Origin of the sequence: Actinospineispora spinosispora DSM 44797 (assembly GCF_000429025.1) — a bacterium.
Classification (GTDB): Bacteria; Actinomycetota; Actinomycetes; order Mycobacteriales; family Pseudonocardiaceae; genus Pseudonocardia; species Pseudonocardia spinosispora.
The window spans coordinates 1-21126 of record NZ_AUBB01000064.1 but is presented as its reverse complement, the minus strand read 5'-3'; the positions used below and the strand labels follow the sequence as shown (position 1 = coordinate 21126).

Sequence of the window (21126 nt, the reverse complement as noted above, 5' to 3'; positions counted from 1 at the left end):
AACTACGTGCAACCAGGAACCCGCGCGAGGCCGGCGCCAGCCGGGGGTTGAGAGCGGGCGGCCACGCCAAGACAATTCGAGTCAGCGGGGATGCACACTGAAAGCCAGCGGGGACGCCCCAATCACGATATGAGCCAGCGGGAACGCCGTCAGTGCTACTCCGCGGGCAACGCCTCCCGGATCTTGCGTGCTGTACTGGCCGGGTCGTAGTCGTCGGCGACGCCGTCGACCAGGATGATGTCGCCCTCCATGTGCCGTGAGCGCAGCGGCGCGATCTCCTGGTAGGCGGGCGAGTCCCACCAGGCCCGTGCCTCGGCGATGCCCGGGAAGCCGATCATGACGACGTCGCCGGTCCACGCGCCCTCCTTCACCTCCTGGCCCATGGCGCCGTGCACCAGGAACCGGCCGCCGAACGGCTCGAAGGTGGCGGGGATCCGTTCGATGTACTCGGCGATCTCCGGGTGCGGGGTGGCTTCGTACAGGTTGGCGATGACGTATGCGGGCACGGGGCCTCCTGGTCGGGGTGCTTCCCCCATGGTGGCGGCCCGGTGTGCTCGGCGTCGATGACCTGGCAGGTAACGCCACAGCCAGATGAGTTTCGCCGGCACCGCGAGTCTGTTCTGGTGTTGCGCCGATGACGCCCACCCGGGCGATCGAACCAGAAGGAGTCGATTCCGATGACCGAGACCACCGCGACCGGCACCACCCCCACCCCGACCGGACAGACCGACCAGCCGGGCAAGACCGCGACCAGGATCGGATGGACGCTGAGCGTGCTGATGATTCTGTTCCTGATCTTCGACGCGGTCCCGAAGATCCTCAAGATGGACTTCGTGATCGAGGCCAGCAAGGGGTTCGGCATCACGCCGGACACCTGGCCGGTGATCGGGACCCTGCTGCTGGTCTTCACCATCGCCTACGCGATCCCCAGGACGTCGGTGTTCGGCGCCGTGCTGATCACCGCCCACCTCGGCGGAGCGGTGTGCGCCAACGTGCTGGGCCATTCACCGCTGGTCATGATCCTGTTCCCGGTCTTCTTCGCGGTCCCGTTGTGGCTCGGGCTGTACCTGCGCAGCGCGGCGCTGCGACGTCTGGTCCGCGTCGGCTACTAGGAGTGCGGATCGACGGCGGGCACTCGTTCCGGGGCACGGGACTGGTGCGCCAGGATGCTCAGGGCGTCGGCGGATCCCGCGTCGTTCGGGGTGTAGACCTCGAGCCGGTGGTCGGGACTGTCGGGCTGGATCCACACCTGGAAGTCGACGCTCGCGGCGCCGACCGTGGGATGCCGCAGCTCCATGGTCCCCACCGTGCAGTCGGCGACGTCCCCGCCCGCCCACCTGGTGGCGAAGTCGTCGCTGCGCATGGTGAGTTCCCCGATCAGCTCCGCCATGCGCGCATCCGTGGGATGGCGCCCGGCGATGAGCCGCAGGTAGGCGACGTGCGCGTCCGCCAGCTCGGCCCAGTTGCGGTACAGGTCGCGGGTCAGCGGGTCGAGAAAGAACATCCGGTGGACCGACGGGCGGTTCGCCGGATCCGACGGCGCGTCGAAGTCGATGTGCTCGGCCAGCAGTGCGTTCCCCGTGCGGTTCCAGGCGAGCACCTCCCCCCGGCGGCCCAGGACGAGCGCCGGGGTGTCGCCGAGGGAGTCCAGCAGTGCGAGAACGCGGGGGTGCGGGTGCTCCTCGCACGGCTCGGTGAGCCTGGCGGTCGCCGGGTGCCTGGCCAGGTTGTGCAGGTGCGCGGTCTCGACCTCGTCCAGACGTAACACCCGGGCGAGTGCGTCGAGGACCTGCGCGGACGCAGTCTCCGCCTGACCCTGCTCCAGGCGGGAGTAGTACCCGGCGCTCACCCCGGCGAGCTGGGCCAGCTCCTCGCGGCGCAGCCCGGGAACACGCCGCGCGGTCCCGTAGGTGCGCAGACCGACGTCGACCGGGGTGACCCGATCGCGGCGGTTCTTCAGGAACGCTCCCAGGCTCTCCACACCACGAAGGGTAGGCCCGCCGGGTGGCCGCGTGGGTGTACCTGCTGGGTGTACCCACAGCGGAGAGTGGTTGTCGCGGGCACTCCGGCCCAGTGTCGGGGGCATGAGTCTCCAGCAACCCGACAGACCGGACGCCCGAGCCTGGCTCGGGCTCCTGGTGATCCTCGGCCCGGTACTGATGGTCGCGATGGACGGGTCGATCCTGTTCCTGGCGATGCCCCGGATCAGCCAGGACCTCACCCCGACCGCCGACCAGGCCCTGTGGGTCCTGGACGTCTACGGCTTCGCCGTCGGCTCCCTGCTGATCACGTTCGGCGCCGTCGGCGACCGGTACGGCAGGCTGCGGCTGCTGATGATCGGCGCGGCCGTCTTCGGGGTCGGCTCCGCCGGGGCGGCGTTCGCGCCCGGCCCGGAGCTGCTCATCGCGTTCCGGGCGCTCATGGGGATGGCCGGCGCGACGCTGCTGCCCTCAGCGCTGGCTGTGCTGAGCGAGCTGTTCGGGGACCCGAGGCAGCGGGCACGGGCCATCGGCATCTTCGCGGCGGCGTTCGCCGCCGGGTTCGCGGTCGGCCCGATCGTCGGCGGTGTCCTGCTGGAGCGGTTCTGGTGGGGCTCGGTCTTCCTGATCAACCTTCCGGTCATCGCGCTGTTCCTGGTTCTCGCTCCCGTCCTGCTCCGTGAGGTCCACGCGACCCGCCCCGGCCGTGTCGACGCCGCCAGCGTGGTGGCGTCCTCGGTCGGTCTGCTGCTGACGATCTACGGTCTCAAGCACGCCGCCGCCGACGGCCCGTCGGTCGCCGCCGTCCTCACCGGGATCGTCGGCCTCGCGGTGCTGGGGTGGTTCGCGCGCAGGCAACGCCACCTCGACCATCCGTTGATCGAGTTCGCGCTGTTCCGCGACCGGGTCTTCACCGTCGCGATCATCACCGGCCTGCTACCGCTGGCCGCGTGGTCGGCGGTCGCGTACCTGGCGGGCACCTACCTGCAGTCCGTCCTCGCACTGCCCGTCCTGCGCGCGGCACTCCTCGCGCTTCCCGGCGCGGTACTGCTCACCGTCACCTGCATCGTCACACCGTCGGTGATCGATCGTGTCGGCACCCGGGCCGCGCTGCTGATCTGCCACTTCTCCATCGCGGCCGGGCTGCTGTTTCTGCTGCCCGCCACCGTCTCCGGCGGGGTCGGCTGGTACATCGCGTCCACGGCCGTCGCGGGCGTCGGCTACGGCATCTCCTTCGCCGTCGTCGCGGACACCGCCGTCGGCGCCGTTCCCCCGGAACGGGCCGGCTCGGCCGCCGCGATCGCGGAGACCAGCAACGAGATCGGCAACGCCCTCGGCATCGCGCTGCTCGGCTCGCTGGCCGCCCTGCTCTTCCGGCTCCTGGGACCCGCCGTCGCCCCCACCCTGGACGAGACCCTCCAGCTCGCGGGTCTCTCCCCCGCGCTGGCCGAGCAGGCGAGATCGGCCTTCGTCACCGGCGTGCACGCGGTCGCCGCAACGGCCGCCATCCTGCACCTGGCCCTGGGCACCCTCACCCTCCGCTGGCTCCCCCGCCAGTTGAGGCCCGGGGCAGGTGTGTTCGCCGGGTGCCGGTCTGGCGGCAGCTGAACCCCTCCCCGCGAGTCGGGGGTCTCAGCACAGCGAGTCGGGACGTTCAGCACACGACGAGTGCCCGGACGCCCGACTCGCTGTGCTGACGCGCCCGACTCGCGGACGCGGAAACGGGCCGCACCGATCTTGCCCCGCCTGCGAGCGCGCCACATCAGTCCCACTGCGACATCATGATCACCACCGCCTCATGGCTGTTTTTCAGCCGAGAAACAGCATGAGGCGGTGGTGATCATGGCGCGGTCCAGCGGTGGACGGTGTGGGTTGCGGTGAGGGGGAGGTCGCCGGGGCGGCTGATGGCGTCGGTCCAGATTCGGTCGACGCCGGGGGCCTCGGGGATGGTGAAGGTGAGGTCGGTCCGGGTTCCGTCGTGCTCGGGGATCGCGGTGGCCTCGGGGTCGTAGTCCGGTGCGGGATGGTCGGAGTCGCGCTCGGTGATGGTGATCAGTGGCTGACCGGTGTCGGTGGCCCAGCGTTCGAGGTAGTCACGGAACGCCGGGCCGGTGGGGCGCCGGGTGGTACCGCGTGGGGAGTTGAGGATGACGATGCCGGCATCGGTCTCGGCGGCCGTCACCCTGGCGACGCGGTGGCCTCGGGTGCCGTCCGGGTTGGCCCGGTAGGCGTTGACGGTGACCAGGGCGGGGTGCAGGACGAAGCTCTGGGCGACGTCGCGGATGCTGCCGTGGACGCAGTCCAGGCAGGAGCCGTCGAGCCGGTCGCCCAGGTGCAGGAGCTCGACCTGGTCGCGCGCGGTGCCGATGAGCAGGTCCTCGCCGTCGAGGGTGACCGGGAGGTCCGCCGGTGTGTGGTCGCGGGCCACCCGGGTGCCCGCCGGCAGTTGTTGCTTCCAGGCGCGGTCCGCCGCGCTGGCGGCGCTCGCGGTGTCGCCGGTGCGGGAGAGCTCGGTGAGGTAGTGGCCGAGCACCGACCGGAAAGCGCCGTTTGACACGCCGTAGTACTCGACGGTCGCGTTCCACAGCGGTGACCCGCGCGGCATGTCCGGTTCGTGACCGGGACGGATGTCGGCGTCGAGGAGCGTGCCGGCCCGTCGGGCGATCGCGCGGGCGAGCTCGTCGACGGTCCGGGTGAGGAGGGGGGCTCGGTCGGCGGGCTTCGCGGCGGCGAGCCGGTCGGCGAGCTCGACCAGGCGGGTGGCCGTGGCGCCGGTGATGCCCAGCGTGGTGGTGGCCTCCCGGGTGTCCCCGAGGAACTCGACCAGCCCGGCCCAGGCGCCGATGAACTGGCGGTTGTCCTCCCGGGAAACCGGATCGGGGGCGTGGTCGAGCAGGCCACCGAGCGGGCCGCGCAGCCGGACCAGCTCGGGGTGGGTCCAGACCCGCAGCATCGGCATCAGATGGCGGGCGGCGAGGCGGCGGCGCGGCAGGTCGGCGACCCAGCCGGCGCGGCGGGTGGCGATGTTCAGTACGCCGAGGGTCAGCTGGTCGCGCACTCGGGGGCCGGCGCGCAGCCCGGCCAGTGGGCCCGAGCCGTCCAGGAAGCCGTACGAGCCGGTGATCTCCGGTTCGTCGAGTGCCTCGGTGAGCCAGTGCAGCAGCAGCGCGGGCAGCGGGTCACCGTCGGGCGGGCGGGGGTCGAGGGTGGGCAGGACGCGCCAGACCGAACCCCAGAACTCGTCGTCGGGGACCGCGTAGAAGCCGTTCAGGAGCTGGTTCTGCAGATCGATGCGCAGGTCGAGCGCCCGCCGGTGGTGCGGTGAGTCCGGGGTCGCCGCGGCTGTGCCCTCGACTTCCAGGAGTCGCTGCCAGGCCAGGTGGAACAGGTCGTTCTGGATCGCCGGGCCGATCTGACCGACGAGACGGCCCGCCACGTCCGGGGCCTGGTCGCCTCGGGCCAGCCACGCTTCGGAGAACTGGTGGTTGAGGTAGTTGACGATCAGGATGCGGGCGTTGGTCAGGTCCTCGTCGGCGGTGGTGCGCGCGTTGCCGGCGTCCTCGGCGATGCTGTCCGCGACGGCCGGGGACGTGACGTGCGCGGCCGCCCGGTCCGCCTCGTCGGCCGCGCGGTGCAGCCATCCGGCGATGGTGGGCAGGAAGTCGGCGACCGCGTCCAGGTCCCGCTGTACGGCGTGCAGGACGCTGCGCGGGTCGTCCTCGGTGTTCAAACCGGGACGCGGAGTGTCCAGGCCGTCGCCCGGCGACAGCACGAGCAGCCGACCGTCGAACAGGGTGGGTTCCAGGTCCGCCCGGGGCTCCCGCAGGTGCCCCGGCCACCGGGGGCCCGGCCCGGTGTCCAGCGCCGGGCCGAGCACGTCGGTGGCGTGCAGCGCGAGGCGGTTGTAGCTGCCGGTGATGGCGGAGACGACGTCGGCGGAGAACCGCAGCAGGCCGGCGGCGATCTCCAGATCGGTGTGTGTGCTGCCCTCCCGCAGCTCCATGACGCGTACCGCCGCGTCGTGCAGGACCCCTCGGGCGTGGTCGAGCAGCACGATCGGGCTCAGACCCTCGGCCGGGTCGTCGTCCTGGGACGCCGGGCCGGGTCCGTCCTGCTGGTGGCGCAGCTCGCGGCGGGCGGCGCGGTCGCTGAGGTACTCGGCGGGGCGCAGCCACCAGGGCAGCCCGGCGGCCATGGCGACGGTCGGGTCGTGGGTGGCCAGCGTCAGGACCGCGAGCCCACCGAGGAACGCAGAGCCGTAGAACAGCCGGCGGACGGCGCGCTTCCACCTCGGCGGCCCTCGCGGCTGCGCGACCTCGCCGGGTTCGTCCGTGACGGCCCGGGCCCGCGCGTGGCTCAGCACGGCATCCAGGCCGTCGGGGTCGGCGGCGGCCCTGTCGATGACCAGCTCGTACACCGCGCGGGCGGCCGCCGGTGGGGTGCGGCGGGTCTTGACCGCGACGATGCGGGTCGGCGCCTGGTCGACGAGGACGACGTCGGCGCCGAGTGCGCGCAGGGTGGACTCGATCTCGGCCAGGTGCGGGCCGGCCTTGGAGCCGGTGACGATGATCAGTGACCCGCCCACGCGCAGCGTGGACATCGCCTCGGCGAGCGCACCGATGCGTGGACCGGTGATCGCCGTCCGGGGGATGGCCTGGAAGAACACCTCCCGGTAGTGCTCGACCGGCAGGTCGACGGCCGCGATGTCGGCGGTGACGTCCGGGCGCGCGTCGGCCTCGATGTTGAGTGCCACGTCGTGGGCACCGACCGGCAGGTGGCCGGGCGCACGCCCGCCGCCGACCACGAGCCGGGCGCCGACGCCGAGGTCGTCGCCGGGTGTGTGCTGCATGGTCGCGGCCCTGACCAGCAGCAGCCGCGCCAGTTCGAGTGCGGTCGCGGTGGTGTCCCGCTCGGCCAGCAGTCTCGTCCGCGTGGCCTCGATCAGGCGCGATCGGGGTTCGGCGCGGAGTTCGGCGACGACGCGCTCGTTGGCGGCGACGGCGGCGTCGAGCCTGCGCTGGCGGGCCAGTGCGGAGCGCAGCAGAGACTGCCGCACCGGGTCGCTCGGCCGTCGCGGATCACGCAGCTCGGCGATGCGCCGCGCCAGCCGGGGCTGCTCGGCGCGTTGGCGGTGCAGCTCCGCCTCGATCCGGCCCAGTGCGTGCCAGCGGTGCGTCTCGCGGCGCAGCCGCGCCCGCCCGTCGACCCAGGTCGCGGCCAAGGCGAGCGGCCTGGGGACCGCCCTGCGCAGCAGGGCTCCCAGCGCGCGGCTCGGTCCGCTGATCGGGTCCAGCTGGTAGGTGCGGCCACGCCAGAGCAGCTGCAGCCCGGTCATCGAGGCGCGCAGCTCGAGGATGTTGGTGGCCACCCCGGCGGGCCCGATCCCGACCCCGAGCTGCGTGACCACGACGAACCGCAGGCCCTGCTGGGTCCACAGCACGAGGTCGTGGGCCATTCCCCACTGCCGCAGCCAGCGCAGCGGGTGCAGACCAGCCAGGTGCGCGCGGGGCGCTGTGGGCAGGAACTGGTAGCCGTTCTCGGTGTAGGGCTGGACGAACAGGTCGATGCGCACCGCGTCGAACAGCCGGGTCGACACCGTGGCCCGCACGATCGCCAGCACCCCGTACACCCAGGACGAGCGGGTCACGGTGAACCTGCCCGGCGCGGTGTCGCCGGGCTGTTTCGCCTGGACCAGCGAGTCGTCCAGCGGGCCGGCCTGCAGCGTCAACGCGGCCTTGACCTCCGTCGTCAGCCAGGACAGCAACCGGATCGGCCCGGTGGTGGCGAGGGTGTCCAGCGGGATCGACACGGCCAGCTGCCCGGCACGCTCCCAGATTCGGGTGCGCATCCAGCTCTTCGCGGCGGCCCAGCGTGACCGGGTTCCGTCGGAGGTCCTGGTGGTGGCAGGCGCGCGGCGGGCGCGGAAGGAGTCGACCTCGTCGGTGGTGGCCACCTTCAGGTGGGTGAAGTGCTGGACCAGCGACGAGACCGCCGACCCGAACACCTCGGAGATCGCCAGGTTCGTGCCGGGGAAGTAGACCCGCAGCTCGAAGCCCACCCGCAGCCGGTAGCGGCGCGGCATTGTCCCCGGCTCGTGGGCCCACGCCGGCAGGTCGGCGAAGGTCCTGACGATCCGCCACTGTTCGCGCAGGTCTACGGCCTGCGCGCGGACCTCGACGGCGAGCCGACCGAGCAACGCCGCCGCTCGACCCGGTGCTTCGGCCAGTGCGGCGACGGTGTTCGCGATGCCCGCCTGCCACCAGGCCACCGAGTGGGTCAGCGAGGTGAAATCCGCGCCGAAGGCGTGTTCCAGCCCGGCGCGGACGTCGCTCACGAAGCCGATGACCTCGGCGCGGACCGCGCGGACGGCCGGTTCCGGGGGCGACCGGCCTCGGGGTTGGACGGGGCCGCCACGCGGGTGCGAGCGCCGGGCCCAGGTCAGGGCCCCGAACACCGCGGCGGTCAGCGCGGCCGCGGCACCCGCTAGTGCCAGGACCCACCCGCCACTGCCGCTGGTCGGGCCGACATGCGGCGGTTCGACCGGCATCGCCGGACTCGGTGTCCCCGGATTCGGGGTGGGGGTGATCGGCGCGGTGGGTGTGGCCTGCGGCGCGAGAGGTGGTTGGGCGGTCAGCGGGGCGTCGGCGGTGTACAGCAGGTCGGCTCGGTTGCCCGCCGCGGCCACCGCCTCGGTGTAGCGCGCCGGGTCGGCGAACCGCACCCGGAAGACCCGCCACAGCGAGTCCCCCGGCTGGATGCGCCAGCGGCCGTCCCACGCCGACGGCGCGGTCACCTGCTGTCCGCCGATCCGCTGGCCCGGCCCGGTGAACCGGCCGCCGTTGGCGGCGTCGAGGTCGGCGAAGCTCACCCCGAGGCCGGCGGCGATCCTGCCGGCGGTGTCCCTGCCGGCGGCGGTGAACACCCGTCCCTGGGCAGGGGCGGCGTGGACCATCGCGGCGGGCGCCGCGGTGACCGACGCCGTCCGCACGGGCACGGGTTGGTCCACCCCGGCCGGGGCGAGGATGCCGCCGAGGCCGGCGGCCAGCGTGGCGGCCACCAGGATCCGGGTCGCCGCCGACGCGATCAGTCGCCATGCGGCACGCAGCCGGAGCGGTCGCTCGGCGGTGGTCGTGACCTGCCAACGGCCACCGGCCCTGGCGCTGTGCACCCACACCGGCGAGGCCCGCGCCACGAGCCGGTGCAGCTGGGCGCCGGTGACGACCCGGGTGGTTCCGGTGGCCGCGAACCCGTGCGGCGCGGTGCCGACCGGCGGGCTCGGGTAGCCGTCCGGGTGGCGTCGGTCGTGCGGGAACCGACCGGCGTGCGCTCGCTGGTCATCCGCGAGCTGGCGGCCCAGCCCCTGGCCGAGGTGTCCGGCCTCGGCCGTCCGGCCCATCCAGACCAGCCGACCGGCGACGACCCTGCGCAGCTCGGCGTTGGGGACCACCGCCAAGAGCCGCTCGCGGCCGGCGTGCAGCGCCGCGAACTGGGCGAGGACGTCCGCTTCGGTCAGCTGGCCAAAGATCATCGGCCGGTGGGTGGGCCGCCACAGCAGCGGGTGGGTGCGGTGGTTGCGTAGCGCCTGGTCGAAGTCGATCCGGTGGACGACGCCCCCGGCGAGCACCAGGTTGACGCTCATGGTGCCGTCCCAGTCGCCCAGCAACGCGGTGACCGCGTACTGGCGGGCGAGCTGGTCGCGGATCTCGGCGGGCGCGGTGCTCAGCCGCACCGGTGAGCCGGTCACGAAGTCGCCGACCTCGAGCAGGTCACCGGCGTCGATGACGGCGCGACCGGTGCCGTCGAGAACCGGGGTCGTGGCGAGCGCCAGCGTCGTGTCCGGGACCGGCACGCCGGCCAGGCGGTAGATCGCGGCCGCGGCCACCGTGTTGATCAGCACGGTGGGGTCGTGCTGCTTGGCCACGACCGTCCGACCGTCGGCGGTGCGCAGTACGACGATCCTCGGGGTGCCACTCGCGGTGGTCTTCTCTGGCAGGAGCGTGCTCTGGTAGGTCGCGCCGTCGAGCGCGGTCAGCGGCAGGCCGCCGGTGCGGCGGCCGTGAACGGTCGCCGGATGATCGGCGTTCCAGGTACCAGCTGGGCGCGCCGGCGATCGGCCCTCGTGCCGGGCGGTGCGTCCGGCGGGAAGCTGGGTCGTCGAGAGCCGGTGAACGCCCGACGTTCCGGCCCGCGCCGACCGCAGGGCCTCGGTGAGGTCCAGTGCGTCGGCGTCGTGCTCGGCGGGGTCGCGCGTGGCGTGCAGGTGGAAGCCGACCTCGTGCGCGAGCAGGTCGTGCCACCAGCCGTCCGTCAGCTGTCTGTCAGCCAGAAGGGCGGCGATCTCGTCGGCCATCTCCCCGGTGAGGACGACGACGCCGTTCCAGGCGAACGCGACCACGCGGCGCAGCACCGAGCGCTGCTCGCGGGTGAGGCGCCGGGTGTCCAGCACCAGGACCGGCGGGCCGCGCGGCATCCCGGCCAACGGGCCGGACACCGGCGTCAGCAGTCCGGCCGCCTCCCACACCGGCAGCCGCGCCAGCAGCATCGTGTGCTCGGTGTCGGACAGTCCGCCGAAGGCGACGGCGCCGCTTCCGGGCGGCGGGGCGAGCGTTGCGATCTCGACCGCCGCGACCAACGCGGCCACCAACGTGCTCGTCTGGTTGGTCAGCCGGTCACCGGGACGGGTGTGCTGGACCCCGAAGGCGCCGAGGTCGAGTGTGGTGGCCAGCGGGTTGGCCAGCAGCGCGTCGCCGAACTCGGTGGGCGCGGCGGCGAGCAGGTCACGGAACCGGTCGCTGGGCCGGTAGTAGGTGGGGCCGCCGCGCCAGTCGGCGGTGAGCAGCCCGCTGCGGACGAGGTCGTCGAGCGCGGTGTCCAGTTCCGGGCGGGTCAGGTTCAGCCGGGTGTCCAGGTCGGCCAGCCAGCCCGGAGCGTCGACAGCGAGGCCGGCCACCAGCTGGTCCTTGGTGAACCCGTCCGGCGCCCGGGTGGATTCGGCGTCGCCGGTGAACATCTCGGGGTGCCGCGCCCGGTACGTGCCCGTGATCAACCGCCAGGTGTCCAGCGCCCGGTTCGCCCCGACCAGCGGCATCGGATCAGGCAGCGACGGGGCGGCCGGGTGCCTGCGTGACTCCAGTGCGCTGCTCTTGGTGAGCCCGCCGAGGGCCGGGTAGCGCTTGCGCAGCGCGCGTTCCCGGTAGTCGCCGCGCAGTTCGACACCGGCGACGCCGAACTCGCGGACGACGTCGAGCTTGTGCGCGGAGCGGTCGGCGTGGTGCCAGCGGACGATCGTGGCCGCCGCGTGTCCGAGCGCGGTGTCGTACGCGTCGCGGGCGGCCTCGAACTCCGCGCGGGCCCGGGCGTGGGCCAGCCGGGCGGGCGCCGAGCGGTCCTGGTCCAGCCGCTCGCCCGCGTGCCGGTACCGGACGGTGGCGCGCTCGCTCCGGCGTCCCGCGTCGCGCAGCGCGCGCTCGGCGACCCACATCGCGTCGACGGCGAGCTGCAGCTCCTCGCGCGGGTCCGGCACCGGGTCGGCGGCGACCTGCCGTGCCCGGTGGGTCCATTCGGCGAGCTGGCTGGACGGCACTCCGGCGGCCTTCGCGGCGTGCTCGACCAGTTCGATGCGCTCCTCAAGCGCGGTTCGCGTGCGGCCGCGTACCGCGTGCGCCCAGGCCAGCAGCTCCTCGTCGAGACCGGGCGTGTTCTGGGCCAGCCGCAGGTGGCGCTGCGCGGCGCGGGCAACCCGGGTGTCGAGCCTGAGCTGGGCGAGCAGCGCGGGCAGTCCGGCCCGGTCGGCTCTGCGCAGTGCGCGGGCGGAGCCTCCAGCACCGGGCACCCGAGTCGGGTCGACCGACGGGTCGCGCAGCTGCCGGTAGCTCCACAGGAGCGCGCGGGCCCGGCCGAACAGCCAGTCGATCAGCCCCTGCTTGTAGTAGGGGGCGGCGCGGTCGACGGCGTTGAGCACCGCGACCAACGCCCGGTAGCCGTCCCGTTGCCGGGTCCGGGTCCTGGGCGCGACCTGGCTCGCGGCGGCCTTGGTCAGCGCCGCGAGCCTCGGGTAGCGCAGGCCGGTCGGGTTGGTGAGCAACGCGCCGCGCAGCCGGGGATCGGCGCCGCGCCACGCGCCGCGCAGCTCGTCGGCGGCCCGGTAGGTGTCGTCGCCGACCGCCTTCGCCGCGCCGATGTCCGCCAGTGCGGTGAGCTGGTCGGTCCAGAACTCAGGCGTCGAACCGTATGCGCCGGCCAGGTCTGCGGCGTTGAGCGAGCGGTCCCTGCCGGCGAGCAGCAGCGCCACGTCGAGCAGCGACCTCGGGTGTGTGCCGGTGGGTGCGGGGGCGACCGCGGCGGTGATCCTGGCCTGCCACCGCTGGCGGGCCCACCGGCGCTGGCTGTAGATCAGCTCGACCTCGTCGCGCAGCTGCGCGGCGTGCAGCAGCACCGTGTACAGCGCCTCCAGGTCGCGGTATCCGGCCAGCTCCGAGGCCTTCGGGGTGCCGGTGCGGCCGCGACGGTCACGCATCGTCTGTTCCAGCCGGGCCGAGGTACGTGCCTCGTCGGCCAGGACCTCGAACAGCTCGCGGACCGCGACGAGGCCTTCCTTCGAGTAGCTCCTGCCCCGCTCCCAGGCCAGCTCGAACTCGACCCGGGACCGCAGCTTCTCCGCCCGGATCCGGCGTTGCTCGGCGTCGGAGATCCGTTCGTCGAAGCCTCCCGACGGGTCGTCGTCGCGCCGGTTGGTCAGATCGACGTGGTCATCGGCAGCCTCCCGGCTCTGGTGCAGCGCCAGTTCCCGCAGCGGGCCCTTCAGGAAGTCGATGCGCGCGGCTTGGAAGGCCTTGACCTCGCCGGCCAGCCCCGCCTCCAGCTCACCGCGCGTCCGGTCCGAGGTCGTGGCGAGCCGGTTCAGCAGCTCGTCGAGGAACTCGACGGTGTCGACGTCGTCCCAACGACCCGCCGCGCGCAGCCGCCCGGCGCGCCAGGCCAGGGCGCCGTGTGCCCCGTCCAGCTCCGCGGCGAGCACCCCGACCGCCTGCTTGAGCACCGCGCCGCGATGCCTGTCCAGCTCGCGCCATCCCTGCGCGGCGGCGCGCTTGAACGCCCGGGTCTCCGGCGAGTCACCCGCCTCGGCGCGCAACGGCGGCGGCAGTGGGGTCCGCAGCCGGATCGCCGCGCGCAACCGCCGCGCGACCGAGTCGGCACCGTTCCGGTCGGGGCGGGTCGCGACGGGTCCCGGCGCGCCGCGCCGGTAACCGAGCGACTGCTCGGCGAGGACGCCACGCAGCGAGGCCGTCCTGGCGCCCAGCCCGCCGATGCGGAGCGCCAGCCACGGCGGTCCCCTGGTGAGGACGACGCCGAACGGGAACGCCCTGGACGGCACCCGCCACAGCCTGCTGACCTTGGCGAACCACTTGTCCACCCGGTTGCGCAGCGGCCAGATGGCGAGCAGGACCGCGCCGGCCACCGCGAACCGGAGCCCCACGTATCCCAGCGTGTCCAGCATCGGCGCGACCGGGACGGGCGGCGCGGTCGGGTCGGGCGGCGCCGGCGGACCGGCCAACCAACGCATCACCGGCTCCGGCAGCGGACGGGACACGATGTAGCCGAAGAGGCTGCCCATCATGGTGTCGAACACCCCGGCCGCCATGGAGCGCCAGTCGGCGCGGCTGAACGCGCGCCAGTCCAGCAGCATCCGGTAGGTCTTCTGCCCCCTCGGCAGATCCTTCCACCGCATCGGCCAGCCCAGCGTGACTCCCTTCCCGACGAAGAAGTGTCCGGCCCGCAGGGCCACACCGAACGGGCGGCGCCAGCCCGTCAGCGTCGTCGACGTGCCCCGGTAGTAGGTGATCGCCAGGTCGGCCCTGGTCCGGACGGCCGACCAGCGCTGACCGAACCGGCCGAGCACGTCCACCACCACGTCGCCGGTCACCGAGGACACCGAGCTGTAGACGAGGTAGAGCCCGAGCGGGGCGAACCAGGCCGGCCAGTCCGCCGCGATCGCCGAGATGTTCAGCCCGGTGACCAGCGGCAGCACCGCGAGTGCGACCGCGCCGCTGGTCAGGCCCTTGACCAGCCTCGTGTACCCGACCCATTTGAGCTGCGCGGCCGTGCTCGCGGCGGCGAACAGGAACACCAGCGCGCTCGCGCTGATCGAGCCCGGGCTCAGCAGCTGCGCCACACCGGTGACGACCGCGCCGGACGGGATGACCACGACGCTCAGGCGCAGCAGGTAGTTCATGGTGTTGACGCCGAAGGAGCCGACCCCGGAGCGCACCGCGTCGCGCAGCTGACGCACGTGCACGTCCTTCTGCTGGGCGCGGCGCAGCGCCCGGTAGTACACCGAGCGTCCGGTGTTGACGCCGACGATCAGAGCGGCGAACAGCGACGCCACGGTCTTGACCACCGTCTCGGCGCGGGTCACGTCGGTGTCCAGCGACGCCGACACGGTCGCGGCCACGAAGTCGCCGAGCACGCCGAGGTTGCCGACCAGGACCGCCGCGCCCGCGAACGCCGGGAGCAGCCGGCCCGCGACGCGCGCCGCCCGGACGATGTTGGCGTTCCAGCCGCGTGCCGTCGAGCCTCGGGCGCGCACCGCGTTCCAACCGAGCCACGCCGCCGACCCGGTCGCCGCGGCGCCGGCCAGCGCCGCGGCGACGCTGGGTGTGGTCCACATCCAGCCCCAGGCGGCGCCGGCCAGTCCGGCCGAGGCGACGGCGCCGGTCAGCCTGCGGACCTGGGCGAGGCGACGGGCCCACGCCGCCGCCGACCGGGCCAACGACGCTCCGGCCACCGCGACGGCACCGGTCCGGTGCCCGCTCGCCGCGGCCATCACGCGCCGGGCCAGGCTCGGGGACGCACCCGCCGCGACGGCGCTCGCCCGCGCCGCGATCCGGGCCCGGGCGAGCTCGCGCATCCTCGCGCCGAGGTCGTCGGCCGCCGACCCCGAGTCGGCGCCGTCCTCGGCGGCCCGGTCCGCGAGACGCCTGGCGAGCGCCGCACCGCGCGCGCCGACCGCGACCGAGCGGGCCCCGGTCCAGAGCGCCCGCGCACGCGGTACGACACGGCGGGCCTTGGTACCGACGGCGGACATCGCCGCGCCGAGGCCGCGCACCGTGGCGGCGGCCGCGGTCCGCACTGCCCCCGTCGCGCCGGTGTACCAGCGGGCCATGGCCTGGCTCAGTGCGCTGAGCCGGTCCCGCGCCACACCGAGTGCACGGCCGAGCAGGCCGCTGCGCAGCACCCACCCGCCCAGTGCCGCACCGGCGAGGATCAGCGTCGCGATCGGCCCCGAGGGGTCCCAGCCGCCATGTGGGGTCTGCTCGGCCGGTGGTGTGACCGGGGTGGGTTCGGCGGGCGGCGCTTCCGTGATCGGCGGCGCGGGCGGAGCCGCCACCGCCGGTGTGACGACGGTGATCCGCTGGCCGGGACGGATCAGGTTCGGGTCGGCGGACAGTGCGGGGTTGGCCGTGAGCAGCTCCGGCACGGACCGGCCGGTGGCCGCGGCGATCCCGGACAGGGTGTCGCCGCGCCGTACGGTCCAGGTGCCGTCCCAGCTCGCCGGGGTGGCCAGCCGTTGCCCGATGGCGATCCGGTTCGGGTCGCCCGCGACCTGGGGGTTGGCCGCGACCAGGTCGGACAACGAAACGCCGAGATGCGCGGCGAGCGAGGTCAGCGTGTCGCCCGCGCGCACGGTGATCTGCCCACTGGGCATGGCCTGCTGGACCGACGTGGCCACCGACGTCGCCGTCAGGACGGCGGGTGCCGTGGTCGTCGGCCCGATACCGAGGACGGCGCCGACGGTGAATGTGGCGCCACCGAGCAGCAGCCCCGCCCTGGCCAGCCAGGACGGCGGGCCTCGGGGCAGCCGCGACCAGGACCGCGCGCTCCCGGCCCGCTGTGCGCCGGTGTCCGCCGTCGAATGCGACGGGTCGTCGTGACCGGTGTGCTCGTCGCCGGTGGTTCCGTAGGCCTTGCCCGCCGCTCCCGTCGACGCCCGTGCCGTCGCCGACAGTGCCTCAGCTCTGGTCAGATACTGCCCGCCCATCGCAGCCCTCACCGCTGCCGGCAGTGCCTCCACCAGCCAACGCTCGTCGGCCTCATGGGTCCGGCCCTCGACCAGCTCCGGGCGACCGAGGTGGAACCCGGTCTCGTGCGCGACCAGCCGCCGCCACCACTGTGACGGCACCGCACCGGGGCGGGTCAGGTCTCGCCAGGTCTCGGTGACCATCACGATCACGCCGTCCGGCGCGTACTCCGGGTGTTGCCACCCGAACGCGATCAGCCTCGACGGCAGGTCGCGCCACGGCTCGCCCAGCATGGACTCGGCGAGCTCTCGGTCGATCAGCACGACCGGCGGGCCTCTGGCGAACGGCAGCCGGTGCTGTTCGGGCTGCCAACCCCGCCCGTACAGCGTGACCAGCGCCTGCCGGAACGCGTCCTGGGCCTCGTGGCTCGCGCCGCCGACCGCGGCCGCCCCGCCGGAACCAGACGTCCCGGTGGCGTCACCCGCCTCGGTCGCGGGCGGTAGCCGGCCGTCCGAGTGGTTACCGTTGTCGCCATGCGTCTGCGGTGTCCGGTCTGCAAGGCCTGGCGGGTCGGTGACCGGGTGGTCCTTCGTACCGCCCTGACCGACAGGTGTTTCCGGTGCGAACCCGTCCACGCCCGCGCCCGCGCTGAAGCCTGGTTCGACGCCAAGCTCGACGCCGGGATGGCCGCGGCGCGACGATGGCTGTCGAGCGCTCCTCGGTTCGACGACTCGCTGCTGGCCCGGGCCCGCGCCGCCCATCCCCGACGGGAACGGGCGATGGTCCCCTGGGCCGACACCCTGGACGTCGACATCGCCGCCCACTGGCTGCTCTTCAGCACCGAGGGCGGCCACACGTTCTGGCCGCCGGCCAACTCCGGCCCCAGCCTGCGCCTGGTCGAGAGTCTGCGCGGCCGGGACGTCGTCGATTCCCTGGACATCGGGGCGGTGTTCGGCGAGCGGGGTTTCCCCTACCCGCGCGACCCCACCCACCACATCCTGTTCGACGAGCACGGCCCCATCGGTGGTCTCTCCCTCTCCGTCACCGCCGCGCTGCTCGCCGCCGTCAAGGCGCGCCGAGCCGCCGGTGAGCAGGCCGACCGCCCTCTGAACGCCGCTCTCCTGCCGTCCCGGTACGACGACGTGCTCGCCCTCAAGCTGGACATCTCGCCCGCGTGGCGCATGGGCATCGTCGACCACCCCGACCCCCGGCGACGCTGGGAAGCCATCGGGAGCGTGTTCCGCGACGACGCCGGCCGGATGGTGGTGCTCTGGCGCTGAACCGGCCGGCCAGCCCACCAGCCGATCAGCTTGGGCCAGCAGCCGCTCCGACCGCGCTCTCGCTTCCGTGGCGGCCCACCGCAGTGCACCGATCTGGCCGAGGACCCGGGCGGCCGAGTCCCGGGAGCTGATCCGGTCACCACGACCGCCGAGCGGTCCCGCGCGCCGCAACGTGCCGGCGTTGTCCCTGGCGACCCGGCCGGCGGCGCGGTCGAGATCGTCGGCGTGCGCCCGCATGGCCTGTGCCCGGTCACGGATCGTCTGCTGCCAGAGCCGCGCTTCCGGAGCGATCAGCAGCAGCCGCGCGTCGGCGGGCAACCCGCTCAGCAACCCACGCAGCTCGCTCAGTGAGACGGCCAGCCGGTCCCGCTGGGCCGGGCCGGACGGGGCGAACGCGGCGAGAGCACGGGCGGCCGCCGCCGCGACGGAGGGACCGGCGCCCCACCGGTTCCCGCCGCCGTCGGCGAGCTGTCCGGCGCGCCAGGCCAGCCGGCCGAGCAGCGCCCTGGCCGAGGCCAGGTCACCGTCACGGAGGAGGCGCTCCACCCGGCTCGCCGCCTCGGCGTGGATCCCCAGTGAGTCGGCGGGCACGCTCGCCGCGCTCGGTTCGAGGTTCAGGCTGGTCCGGCCGATCGCCTCGGCCATCACGGACCGGTAGTGGCCGAGGGCCTCGGCCAACCGCTGCTGGGCGGCGGCCAGCTCGGCGGCGGCCCGCTCGATCCCGCGCTGGTCGTCGGCCGCGAGCACGCCGCCGGGTGCGGCGAGTGCCACCCGCTTGGTCTTGGCCAGCTGCGTGCGGGCCTCGGCGACCTCGCGCCCGTGCCGCATCGCGGCGGCGGCCGCATCGGCGGTGGTGCCAGCGGGTGCCTCGGTCCTGGACCGCGAGCGGTAGGTGAACGTGGTGGCCCGCTCCGGGTGCTCGGCGATCTCGGCGACCTGGCGTTCGGTCCAGGCGGTGGCGTTCTCGCGCGCCTCCCGGAACAGGTCGTCGACGGCCTTGTCCTTGATCTCGACATTCCGGGGATGACCGGCGTACTTGTCGAGCAGCGCCTGGTGCTTGACCGGGTCGGCGAAGCGGTAGAGCAGCTTGTCCCGCAGCGACCGGTGCGCCACCACCGACCCCTTGTCCGCACCGCGAGCCGCTCGATACACCTTCTGCAGATGGACACCGGCGCGTCCGGCGAAGTCGGTGATCACCACGTGCAGGCCGCCCAGCGCCTCGGCCACCTTGCTGAGCACGATGTCGGTGCCGCGTCCGGCGTAGCTGGTCGCCACCGTGCTTGCGCCGACCTGACCGGCACCCTGGATCGTGGTGACCGCGTCCTGGACGATCTCCGGACGGTCGTTGAGCTGCGCGGCATCGATGCCCTTGTCCTTCAGCCCGGCGCGCAGCAGGTCCCCCTCGGGCAGCGGCTCCGACACCACCAGGAAGGGCCGACCGGTCTCGTGCGCGGCCGCGGCGTCGGCCGCCCCCGCCTCCAGCTTGGCGGGGATGTCCACCCAGGTGTGTTCGCCCATGTCGGTCAGTGCTCCCTCGACCGTCGAGGGGACGTCGACCACGCGCATCCCGTAGACCCGCTTCAGCAGACCGGCAGCCTCGGCGGCGGTACCGCTCGCACCGATCACGCGCTGGTAGGTGCGGTGGAACTGCAGGACGCTCAACGCCGAACCCTGCTCCAGCGGTCCGCGGATCGGCAGTCCCTCCTTGGCCTCGACGAAGGAGTGCAGTTCGCCGTTGTACCGCTGGCCGGGGTCGCGGGTCCCGCTCTCCTCGGAGTAGGTCTGGACCTCGTGGTTGACCGTCATGTAGTCGACGTCGCGCTGCATCCGCTCGGCGTGCAGCGCCTCCACGAGGTCTTCGATCCGGTGCTGTGAGCTCAGCGCGTTCAGCTGCCCCGCGACGTCGCCCTCGAGGTCGACCTCACGCACGGCTTCCCGCGCGGCCTGGATCCGCTGATCGCTCCCGGACACCCCGTCGGCCCGGTCGGCCAGCACCACCGGGCTGCGTGCCTCTTCCACGCTCAGGTAGTCGATCTCGTCCTTGATCAGGGAACGCGGCCCCTGCACCCGCATGCGCTGACCGGGCGACGCGAGCATGTCGTGCTTGACGTCGAACATCACGTCCCGCTGGGCGCCGTAGATCACCCGGTGCCCGTTGTACAACTCCCGGCCCGCCTCCGGTGACATCTCGCCGCGCTCGCGCAGACCGACCTCGATCCCCAACTGGCCGAGGACCCTGCGGGCCTGATCGATGTCCTTCTTGTACATCGCTTTGGTGGTGACGATGTCGACCCGTCCGTACAGCGCATCGACCGCCGCGGTCATCATCAGGACGATCGACTTTCCACCGCCGCCACGCACATTGCCGGCGGTCCCGTCGCGGGTGCTCAGCTCGTACGCGGCAACCGCCTGGTGGTCCCACAGCTCGTGGCCCGTAACGCGGTAGTACGCCTCGGCGACCAGTGCGTGCACCTTGTCGACGATCTGTTCCCGCGTCGCGCCGAGCCGCACCGATTCCTTGACGTCCTTGTAGCCCGTGGCCAAGGGCACCTCGGAGTGGCCGCGCAGCCTGTCGATCTCCATGCGCAGCCGCGCCGGAGCCTCTTGCCCGAGGATGGACGGTTCCTCGGCGTGTACCACCGGCGGGATGTCGGCACGCGTCTCGGGTTCGGCCTTGCGTTTCGCGCCGACCAGCGGCGGGTGGTCGAGCTCCGGTTGCGGGCCCTGTTCCCTGGAGCGGCCGGGCTCCAGCACCATCGCCGACCGCACGTTGGTCAGCGGCTCGTCGAAGACCGTGCCTTCGGCGGTCTTCGTCCCGGTGAACCAGTGCGAACGGGACGAACCTGGTTCCCAGGTCCACACCACGACCTGGGTGCCCTCGGGGGCGTCGTCCATCCGCTGTTCGAGCCCGGCCCGGTCGGTGGTGTCGAAACGGCCGGCGTAGTCGTGTTCCAGCTGTGCGCGCATCTCCGCCGCGTCCTGCGACCTCGGTGTCGCCGGTCCGACGTTCTCGACCGGTGTTCCGTTCAGTCGCGCTCGCGTGCAGGCCACGCAGTTGTCCTCGGGGCCGAGACCGTCGCGGAAGCCTTCCGCCGGTTCGGCGCCGCCGGTGGTGCTGTCGGCGGGGTGTTGCTGGGTGGTCCGGGTCGGAGCCGGTGGGGCGGGTCCGGCTACGTCCGGGTCGTGCCCGGCGTTGTAGGCGGCGGACGGGTCGTTGCGGTCGGATCGTGCGCTGTCGAGGCCGGGCTGTGCCGGGCCGGAGCGTTCCAGGGTCGCCGACGGTCCGGGCGAGCCGTCCGGGCCGGGGCCGGCGTGTGTCGAGCCGGGCGGGGTCGCCGGCTGGTCACCGTCGCGGTGGCCGCCTGGGCCGTGGTCCGTGCCACGCCGCGACACCACCGGGCCCGCGCTGTCGGAGACCGTCACCGTGATCTGTTGGGCGCCACTCTGCTGCCCGGCCTCGGCGGGCCGCGCCAGGTCGATCGAGACCGTGGCCCCCGAGGGGCGTGCCGGGTCGATCGAGACGGTGGCGGCGGCCGCGGTGCCCGAGTCCGGGACGGTGACGTCGACGGTCACCGCGCCCGCTCCGGCGGCGGTCCGTTCGACGGGTCCCGGCCTGGCGCGGCGGTCCGAGGCGGTGCGGTCAGCGGGCTTCGGGCCACCGGTCTTGCCGTCCGTGGCCTGCCCGTCCTTGGCCTCGGCGACCCGCGAGCTCACCTCGGGACCGTTCTGACCGGCCCGGGCGACAATCGGCTCGGCGGCCGCCACACGCTGACCGGCCGCGGCCCCGTTCTGGGCGGCAACCGGCTCAGCAGCGTCCTCCCGCACAGACGACCCAGCCGGCCGAACACC

Annotated in this window: 5 protein-coding genes; 2 read left to right on the top strand and 3 right to left on the bottom strand. The window is 73.6% G+C overall.

Features of this window, described 5'->3' with window-relative positions; all coding sequences use genetic code 11:
- Positions 1 to 155: 155 nt before the first annotated feature.
- Positions 156 to 506, bottom strand: a complete 351-nt coding sequence (locus G406_RS0122880) for a DUF1330 domain-containing protein (protein ID WP_028935568.1) — start codon at positions 504 to 506, stop codon at positions 156 to 158.
- 171 nt (positions 507 to 677) lie between these two features.
- On the opposite strand from G406_RS0122880, the gene G406_RS0122875 reads away from it, so the two are divergent.
- Positions 678 to 1112 carry a DoxX family protein gene (locus G406_RS0122875; protein WP_028935567.1) on the top strand — a complete coding sequence of 145 codons (435 nt, stop codon included), beginning with the start codon at positions 678 to 680 and terminating at the stop codon, positions 1110 to 1112.
- On the opposite strand, the gene G406_RS0122870 is transcribed toward G406_RS0122875, so the two are convergent.
- On the bottom strand, positions 1109 to 1981 hold the full coding sequence (locus tag G406_RS0122870; protein WP_028935566.1) for a helix-turn-helix transcriptional regulator: 873 nt from the start codon (positions 1979 to 1981) through the stop codon (positions 1109 to 1111). The two genes, G406_RS0122875 and G406_RS0122870, sit on opposite strands and share 4 nt — an antisense overlap.
- 103 nt (positions 1982 to 2084) lie before the next feature.
- Here G406_RS0122870 and G406_RS49125 point away from each other — a divergent pair, with 103 nt between their 5' ends.
- Positions 2085 to 3587, top strand: a complete 1503-nt coding sequence (locus G406_RS49125; RefSeq protein WP_037078095.1) for an MFS transporter — start codon at positions 2085 to 2087, stop codon at positions 3585 to 3587.
- 232 nt (positions 3588 to 3819) lie between these two features.
- Here the strand turns inward: G406_RS49125 and G406_RS0122860 are convergent, their stop codons facing one another.
- On the bottom strand, positions 3820 to 21102 hold the full coding sequence (locus tag G406_RS0122860; protein ID WP_028935565.1) for a LysM peptidoglycan-binding domain-containing protein: 17283 nt from the start codon (positions 21100 to 21102) through the stop codon (positions 3820 to 3822).
- Between the last annotated feature and the right edge of the window lie 24 nt (positions 21103 to 21126).